At 69.1% G+C, this 7,333-nt stretch carries 7 protein-coding genes and 2 pseudogenes; 5 read left to right on the forward strand and 4 right to left on the reverse strand.

Annotation, left to right across the window (positions count from 1 at the left end; genetic code table 11):
* The first annotated feature begins 194 nt into the window (after positions 1-194).
* Positions 195-344, forward strand: coding sequence for a hypothetical protein (locus VQ02_RS38495; RefSeq protein ID WP_167350816.1), 150 nt, complete (start codon positions 195-197; stop codon positions 342-344).
* Between the two features lie 221 nt (positions 345-565).
* Here the strand turns inward: VQ02_RS38495 and VQ02_RS36435 are convergent, their stop codons facing one another.
* The gene (locus tag VQ02_RS36435; protein ID WP_167350817.1) at positions 566-1,054 is read right to left on the reverse strand and encodes a lipocalin-like domain-containing protein; all 489 of its coding nucleotides are present in this window, start codon (positions 1,052-1,054) and stop codon (positions 566-568) included.
* A gap of 584 nt (positions 1,055-1,638) precedes the next feature.
* Between VQ02_RS36435 and VQ02_RS32750 the strand changes: the two genes are divergently transcribed.
* Positions 1,639-2,178 (forward strand): hypothetical protein, encoded by a 540-nt coding sequence (locus VQ02_RS32750; protein ID WP_048448456.1) that lies wholly within the window; start codon positions 1,639-1,641, stop codon positions 2,176-2,178.
* Positions 2,179-2,191: 13 nt separating this feature from the next.
* Here the strand turns inward: VQ02_RS32750 and VQ02_RS32755 are convergent, their stop codons facing one another.
* Positions 2,192-3,088, reverse strand: coding sequence for a PIG-L deacetylase family protein (locus VQ02_RS32755; RefSeq protein ID WP_048448453.1), 897 nt, complete (start codon positions 3,086-3,088; stop codon positions 2,192-2,194).
* Between the two features lies 1 nt (position 3,089).
* Complete coding sequence (locus tag VQ02_RS32760) at positions 3,090-4,019, reverse strand: glycoside hydrolase 5 family protein (protein ID WP_048448454.1); 930 nt, start codon at positions 4,017-4,019, stop codon at positions 3,090-3,092.
* A 196-nt stretch (positions 4,020-4,215) separates the two neighbouring features.
* Here VQ02_RS32760 and VQ02_RS32765 point away from each other — a divergent pair, with 196 nt between their 5' ends.
* The 3 genes and pseudogenes from VQ02_RS32765 to VQ02_RS32775 form a co-directional block, all read left to right on the forward strand.
* Complete coding sequence (locus VQ02_RS32765) at positions 4,216-5,622, forward strand: amidohydrolase (RefSeq protein WP_245239920.1); 1,407 nt, start codon at positions 4,216-4,218, stop codon at positions 5,620-5,622.
* A 189-nt stretch (positions 5,623-5,811) separates the two neighbouring features.
* Positions 5,812-6,585: a ferredoxin--NADP reductase gene (locus VQ02_RS32770; protein ID WP_048448455.1), complete on the forward strand. Its 774-nt coding sequence runs from the start codon at positions 5,812-5,814 to the stop codon at positions 6,583-6,585.
* A 33-nt stretch (positions 6,586-6,618) separates the two neighbouring features.
* Positions 6,619-7,149 (forward strand): annotated as a pseudogene (locus VQ02_RS32775) (aspartate/glutamate racemase family protein); the annotation flags it as partial.
* A gap of 3 nt (positions 7,150-7,152) precedes the next feature.
* Here VQ02_RS32775 and VQ02_RS39635 read toward each other — a convergent pair.
* Positions 7,153-7,281, reverse strand: a pseudogene (locus tag VQ02_RS39635) (aspartate/glutamate racemase family protein); the annotation flags it as partial.
* Positions 7,282-7,333: the final 52 nt, after the last annotated feature.

Genomic DNA, 7,333 nt, shown 5'->3' on the forward strand with positions numbered 1-7,333 from the left:
CACAACCTACCGGGCGAGTGACGAATGTTGACATTCATCACTCGCCCGGTAGGTTGTGGACATGCGGCCGGGCCGGTCGCGATCTCGGGTTGAGCTCCGCCCCCTCGCTCCGCCCAAGATCATCGACCGGCCCGGTCGTACTCGTTTCGGAGACCGCGCTTTACTCGGGCCGGCCGTTCTGGCACCCGCCCGTCATGTCGCTGCGCGCCTGCCTCGTCCTCGCCCTGCTCGCCGGCCTCGCCGGCCTCTCGCTCCGGCTCGCCGTGCCGGTCACGCCGGTCGACCAGGATTACCGCGACGTGATCGCGTTCTACCGCGCGATGCCGGCCGGCAGCGGGCATTGAGACCACGGCATTTTTCGGCGAACCCGCCGGAACCGCTTGTGAAACGTGCTTGATTGAAATCAAAGAAAATTTCACTGAAGAGATTATCTTCTATCTAATTTCCCCGCTCTTTCTGGTGTCTTGATTAGGAATCGCAGGACGGCGAGAGTGGAAGAAGTTATGACAATTTGATTGTATGTAGTTATATTATTATAAAATAGATTTTTATCGATCGGAATTCGCTAATTCACCTTCTCCCACACTAGCGTCAAAATTTCCATTTTGCCGTTCTGATTACCCTTCTGGGGTTTTGTTGTGAATATCAGTCGTCCGTCCTCGCGCTTGCGAATGTCTCTGATCATGGTCGTCCCGTTCCAGATTTCGTTCCAGCTTGTCTCAATTTTGTGGATGACGGAGTCGCCTTGTACGGTGTACGTTCCAGCATAGGCCCACATCGATCTCTGCAATTTCGCACGAACCTCCTCGGTTAGCTTGGAGGTATCGCCGGCGTTCGGGCGATCCCGGCTCGTCGCGACGGTCATCATCCGTCCGTCCGCGCCGTAAGTGATGTAGCCATTCGGGTTGGGCCCCAGCGTGTCGCGCTCTTGACTGGAATCAAGCTCTTTCGTGCTGCTGCTGAGCAACTTCCAGGTTCCGTGCAGATCGCGTGCGTCGAGTGCGTGAGCCGGAACAGCCAAGATGCAGAATAAACCTACGAAGGTGTGGCGCATTGCAGCCTCCCCGCTCGAGGGAGAGGGAGCTTGCGGCGGGTTTGCAAGCGTGTCCAGATCAAGGCGCGGGCTTGACAATAAATAATCGTTAAGGGCGGGCGACATTGTCGGACTGAATTCCTATTTAATTATGCTGAACAGTCTTGTCGCAGTAGCAGGCGTGCATGCAGTGGAAGCAACTGGCGACGCTGATGGCGTCCTCGGCCACCGGGCTCTGCTCCCGGCGCCGACTCGGGCGGCGGTCCTCTGAGAATGGCTGAGGGTGGACGCTGCGATCGGCAAGAAGGAGCGCGTCATCCACTCGGTCGGGAGCCGAGCGGCCGCGCTGCGGGCGATATGCAGGATGATCTGCCGATTCTGGCGGACGTCGATCCGCTGCCTCTGTCCAAGAAGGTGGTACTCGCCCGCCAATCCGAGCCTTGGCTGTCGAGGCAGGCTCACAGCCGCCCAAGGGAGCCCAGGCGGATAGACGTCCGCTCCTCACCCGAAGCAGCCCCGAGAGAGCATAGCTTCACGGTGGTTCGGAACCCGGTAAGCTGCGCATGGCGGCACCCTTTGCGGCAGGCCGCAACGCATGGTGCAACATGAACCTGCTCGCGAGCTTCGCACCCTTCTTCGCCTTCGCGATCCTCATCCATCTCGGATTCGTGGAGGCGGCCTTGTGGGCGGGCGCGGCCGTGGCTGCCGCACTCCTCCTTCGCGACCGCCTCGTGCTCGGTCGATCCTTCAAGATCCTGGAAATCGGCACTCTGGTGTTGTTCGCCGGTCTCGCGCTCTACACCCGGTTCACTGGGCAAACCTGGACGATTCCCGCGGTACGCCTCGTCGTCGACGCGGGCCTGCTCCTCATCGTGCTGGCTTCTCTGGCCGTCGGGCAGCCCTTCACGCTCCAGTACGCTCGGGACACCACGCCACGGGACGCCTGGGGCACCCCGCAATTCTTTCAGGTCAACCGCACCATCACCCTCGTCTGGGCGGCGGCCTTCGCCGTGCTCGTCCTGGCCGATGCGGCGATGGTCTACGTGCCGGAGATCCCCCGACGCATCGACATCCTCGCGACGGTGCTCGCGCTGGTGGGTGCCTACAAGTTCACGGTCCGCGCGACGGCGCAGTCCTCGCAATGACCCTGTCCCACCCTCAGCAGCCGCTCCCTCGTCCGGGCTGATCGGGTGTCCGACCCTGTCCGAGGCCGATCTCCCGCCCCGCCGCCTCGGCGAGCGCCCGGAAGCGCGGGCCGTCGAGGCCGAGCCCCCACGCCTCGTAGAGCAGCCGGCCGCCATTCGGCAGCGCGCCGAATTCGTGGTCGGGCGCCTCGCGGAAGCGCTCGAGGGCGATCGGGAAGAGGTTCAGGGTCGCGGCCTGGCTGGCATGGGCGGCGAAGAGCGCGGCCTTGAGGGCGCAGTCGTCCGGGTCGAGGTGGAGCGCGATCGCCCGCCGCGGCGGCTCGGCCGGCAGGAAGCTGCCGGCGTCGAGACCCTCCGGCCCGGCGTGGTAGAACGGCATCTCGATCACCGCGAGGCGCTCGGGCCCGAGCAGCCGGCGGGCGCCCTGCACCGCCAGGGCCACCGCATCGTGGTCCGGGTGGCCGCCCTCGTAGGCGTGGGTGAGCACCACCGCGATGCCCCGCTCCGAGAACAGCGCCGCCAGGTGCCGGGCCAGCGGCGCGATGATCTCCGCCACGCCCTGGTCGTGATGGCCGAGGGCGACGCGCCGCTCCGGGCCGACGCCCGCCAGGTCCAGCGCCGCGTCGAGTTCCCGCGTCCGCGCCGCCGCGTAGGCGGCAGCATCCGGAAAGCCGCGCCGGCCTGCGTCCCGGCCGTCGCGGGGGGCGCCGTCGGTGACGTGGATCACGGTCAGCCCGGTCAGGCGCGGCAGCTGCGCGCCGCAGCCGATGCTCTCGTCGTCCGGATGGGCCACCACGAGCGCGGCGTCCTGAGCCGCGACCGGCCCGCAGGCCGGGTCGGCGAGCGCCGCCAGGAAGCGTTCGGCGGCCAGTGAGGTCGGGGCCAGGACAGGGGCGATGCGGGGCGTCATCTCAGATCGCCGGCTGCGGCCCGAGGGCCGGCCCGGGCCGCACCATCCCGGCGTAGCGCCGGATCATCGCGGCGCAGAACTCGGCGAACTCCTCCTTCACCTGCGGCGGGCTGGTGTGGTGGGGGGCGATGCCCCGGTGCTCGGGGGTGAAGCAGAACGTCACGGTCACGTCGAACTCCGCCAGGGCCTCCATCTGCCGGTCGAACCAGTCGAGGGCGTTGGGCCGGAATGAATCGGCCCAGGACAGGCCGGTGCGAAGATACGTCACCCCGAGCCGCCGCATCCAGGCCACGGCCTCGTCGAGGCGGTGATCCTCGTAGTGGAACCACTGGCACAGGCCGAGCGCCGGCGTGTGGCGGGCGAAGTGCTCGAGCGCCGGCTTCGGCGTGCCGTCCTCGCGCAGCAGCCCCATGTAGAAGTGCCGGTAGTAGGAGGAGCCCTCCGCCTCCCGGTGCCGCGTGGTCGCGCCCCAGGCCTGCGGCAGGTCGTAGAGGCTGTACCAGTGGATCCGCGGCGCCCGGCCGACCAGCAGCTCGGCGGTGCGGTCGAGGCCGAAGACCTGCACCTCCTCGGCCCCGAAGGTCGAGACGCCGACCTCGGTGACCCAGATCGGCTTACTCGTCACCGCCCGGATCTCGGCGAGCTTCGCCGGCCACTCGTTGATCTGCCAGAGGTTCCAGTCGAGGGGGAAGCCGTGCACCGCCACCACGTCGACGTGGTCGAGGGCGCGCCGCGCGTCGAGCAGCCGGATGAAGGACGGGTCGATCGGCGAGATGCCCCCGAGCACCGTCGGCAGGTGCGGCGCCTCCGCCTTCACGGCCCGGGCGGCGCAGTCCAGCGTGTCGGCGAAGAGCGCCCAGCCCGGGTCGATCTCGGGGTCCCAGTGCGACTTGTTGTTGGGCTCGTTCCAGATCATCGCCGCTTCGATCATGCGGGCCTCGTCGCGAAAGGGCAGAAATTGGGGGTGGGGAGTATGGGCGCCCGTCATGGCGGCAGGGCGGGCGCGGCGCAAGCCGCGGGCGAGCGTCGGGCGCACCGCTGACCCATGGTCGGCGGCGGGGACCGCGGCTATCCTCGGGCTGGACCCGCCTCGGCCGGAGCGGGTGCGGACGACCGGGAGCGACGCCATGATGCGGATCGGTTTGCGCGCAGCCAGGGGATTTCGGGCGGAGGCGGTCGAGCCCGCGGCGCCGGCCCGGCGGGCCCTGCTGAAGAGCGCCTGTGCCTGCGCGAGCCTGGCCCTCCTGCCCCGCTCCGCCGTCGCGGCGGCCCCCGGGGAGGCGCCCCCGCCGGCGCGGCCGATTCACGGCGACCTCGACGCCGCAGCGCGGGAGGTCGAGGGGGCGATGATCGCCTGGCGGCGCGACATCCACGCCAACCCGGAGCTCGGCAACCGGGAGCACCGCACCGCCGCCCTGGTGGCCCGGCACCTGCGGGACCTCGGCTACGAGGTGCGCGAGGGCGTCGGTCGCACGGGAGTCGTGGCGGTGCTGAAGGGTGGAGGCGGGCCTGGGCCGGTCGTGGCGCTCAGGGCCGACATGGACGCCCTGCCGGTGCGCGAGGAAGTCGACCTGCCGTTCGCCTCGAAGGCCCGGGCCCAGTGGGGCGGCCAGGAGGTCGGCGTGATGCACGCCTGCGGCCACGATTGCCACGTCGCGATCCTGATGGCGGCGGCGCAGGTGCTCGCCGCCCGGCGCGACCGCCTGCCCGGCACGATCAAGCTGCTCTTTCAGCCCGCCGAGGAGGGCACGGTCGGGGAGGGCGTCTGCGGTGCCCGCCTAATGGTGGAGGAGGGCGCGATGCGCGACCCGAAGCCCGACATGGTGTTCGGCCTGCACGTCTCGAGCGCGCTCCCGGTGGGGAGCATCGGCTACCGGCCCGGCAACGCCATGGCGGGAGCGGACCGCTTCCAGATCAAGGTGACCGGCCGGCAGACCCACGGCGCGATGCCGTGGAACGGCGTCGACCCGATCGTGATCGGGTCGACCATCGTCACGACGCTCCAGACCGTGGTCAGCCGCGAGACCGACGTCGCGCGCAGCCCCGCGGTGCTCAGCGTCGGCATCTTCAAGGGCGGATTGCGCAACAACATCATCCCGGAGACGGCGGAGCTCGAGGGCACGCTCAGGACCTTCGGCGAGGCGCAGCGCGCCACCGCCAAGCGTCGCGTCACCGAGATCGCCCAGTCGATCGCGACGGGAATGAACGGCAAGACCGAGGTGACCTGGGACGACAACGGCTACCCGCCGCTCCAGAACGACGTCGCGCTCACCGCCCGGTCCGCCCCGACGCTGGCGCGCCTCTTCGGCGAGCAGGCGCGGCTGGTCGATCCCGCCATGGCGAGCGAGGACTTCCCCTACTTCGCCAGGGAAGCACCCGGCTTCTTCTACTTCGTCGGCATCACCCCGCCGGGCACCGACCCGGCCAAGGCCGCGCCCAACCACTCGCCGCGCTTCCGCGTCGACGAGGCCGGCCTGATGGCGGGCCTGCGCGCCACCCTGCACCTCGTGGCCGACGCGACCGGGATGGCGTGAGTCCTTCGACCCCGGCTGCGAACTCCCTGGAAGCATTCCGAAGAACAGCGGGCCTCCGCTGCGGCTTGACGGCCACGCAGACCTCACTTGTGCGACGACGCCTTGACGGCGATGCCGCACCTGCGAGATGACCCTTCCCAAACCGAGAGCCTTGCCGAACCGTCGAACGCCTGCAGGATCCCTGGCACGATGAGCAACTTCAACGAGGAGCGCGTCCTGTCCGTCCATCACTGGACCGACTCGCTCTTCAGCTTCCGCACGACCCGCGACCCGTCGTTCCGCTTCCGCAACGGCGAGTTCACCATGATCGGCCTCAAGGGCGAGGGCAAGCCGCTCCTGCGCGCCTACAGCGTGGTCAGCGCCAACTACGAGGACGAGCTGGAGTTCTTCTCCATCAAGGTGCCGAACGGCCCGCTCACCTCCAAGCTGCAGCATCTCCAGGTCGGCGATCCGATCGTGGTCAGCCGCAAGGCCACCGGCACCCTGGTGCTCGACAACCTGATGCCCGGCCGCCACCTCTACCTGCTCGGCACCGGCACCGGCCTCGCCCCGTTCCTGGCGATCATCAAGGACCCGGAGACCTACGAGCGCTTCGAGAAGGTGGTGCTCGTCCACGGCTGCCGTCACGTCCAGGAGCTCGCCTACGGCGAGACGATCACCGAGACGCTGCCGAACCACGAGCTGATCGGCGAGATGGTCCGCGACCAGCTGGTCTACTACCCGACCGTGACCCGCGAGCCGTTCCGCAACCGCGGCCGCATCACCGACCTGATGACCTCGGGCAAGCTCTTCGCCGACATCGGCCTGCCGATGATGACGAAGGAGGACGACCGCTTCATGCTCTGCGGCAGCCCGGACATGATCCGCGACACCCGCGACCTGCTCGCGGGCGCCGGCTACGTCGAGGGCAACCACGGCGAGGCCGGCCACTATGTGATCGAGAAGGCCTTCGTCGAGAAGTAGCGGCCGCGCAAGGGCGCGCGAGGAGGTTGTCCGGTGCGCGTCCTGCTCATCAACCCCAACACCACCGCCGCCGTCACCGAGCAGGCGGCGGCCCATGTCCGGTACGTGATCCAGCGGCAGCGGATCCCGGCCGAGATCGTGCCGGTCACGGGCCGCTTCGGCGCCCGCTACATCGCGAGCCGCGCCGCCGCGGCGGTCGCGGGCCACGCCGCCCTCGACGCCCTGGCCGCCAACGTCGCGGGCTGCGACGCCGTCTACCTCGCCTGCTTCGGCGATCCCGGGCTCCTCGCCCTCAAGGAAGTCTCCCCCGTGCCGGTGGTGGGCATGGCGGAAGGCGCGCTCCACCTCGCCTGCACCCGCGGACGCCGGATCGGCATCGTCACCGGCGGCGTCCTGTGGAAGCCGATGCTCACCGAGTTCGTGGCGATGCTCGGCCTCTCCGAGCGTCTCGCCGGCATCCGCACCGTGGCACCGACCGGCGGCGAGATCGCCCGCGACCCCGACGCCGCCCTCGACCGCCTCGCCGCCGGTCGGTGCCACGGTGCGGATGCCGGCGAGACGCTCGGAGAGGCCGAGCATCGCCACGAACTCGGTGAGCATCGGCTTCCACAGGACGCCGCCGGTGACGATGCCGATCCGGCGTCCGCGGGCGCAGGCGAGGTGGAGCGCGCCTTCCGCCATGCCCACCACCGGCACGGGGGAGACTTCCTTGAGGGCTAGGAGCCCGGGATCGCCGAAGCAGGAGAGG

This window comes from Methylobacterium variabile (assembly GCF_001043975.1).
Taxonomy (GTDB): domain Bacteria; phylum Pseudomonadota; class Alphaproteobacteria; order Rhizobiales; family Beijerinckiaceae; genus Methylobacterium; species Methylobacterium variabile.

Coding starts and splice junctions, on each gene's coding strand:
- VQ02_RS38495 (WP_167350816.1), top strand. CDS start 195: ATGTCGCTGCGCGCCTGCCTCGTCCTCGCCCTGCTCGCCGGCCTCGCC.
- VQ02_RS36435 (WP_167350817.1), bottom strand. CDS start 1,054: ATGCGCCACACCTTCGTAGGTTTATTCTGCATCTTGGCTGTTCCGGCT.
- VQ02_RS32750 (WP_048448456.1), top strand. CDS start 1,639: ATGAACCTGCTCGCGAGCTTCGCACCCTTCTTCGCCTTCGCGATCCTC.
- VQ02_RS32755 (WP_048448453.1), bottom strand. CDS start 3,088: ATGACGCCCCGCATCGCCCCTGTCCTGGCCCCGACCTCACTGGCCGCC.
- VQ02_RS32760 (WP_048448454.1), bottom strand. CDS start 4,019: ATGATCGAAGCGGCGATGATCTGGAACGAGCCCAACAACAAGTCGCAC.
- VQ02_RS32765 (WP_245239920.1), top strand. CDS start 4,216: ATGATGCGGATCGGTTTGCGCGCAGCCAGGGGATTTCGGGCGGAGGCG.
- VQ02_RS32770 (WP_048448455.1), top strand. CDS start 5,812: ATGAGCAACTTCAACGAGGAGCGCGTCCTGTCCGTCCATCACTGGACC.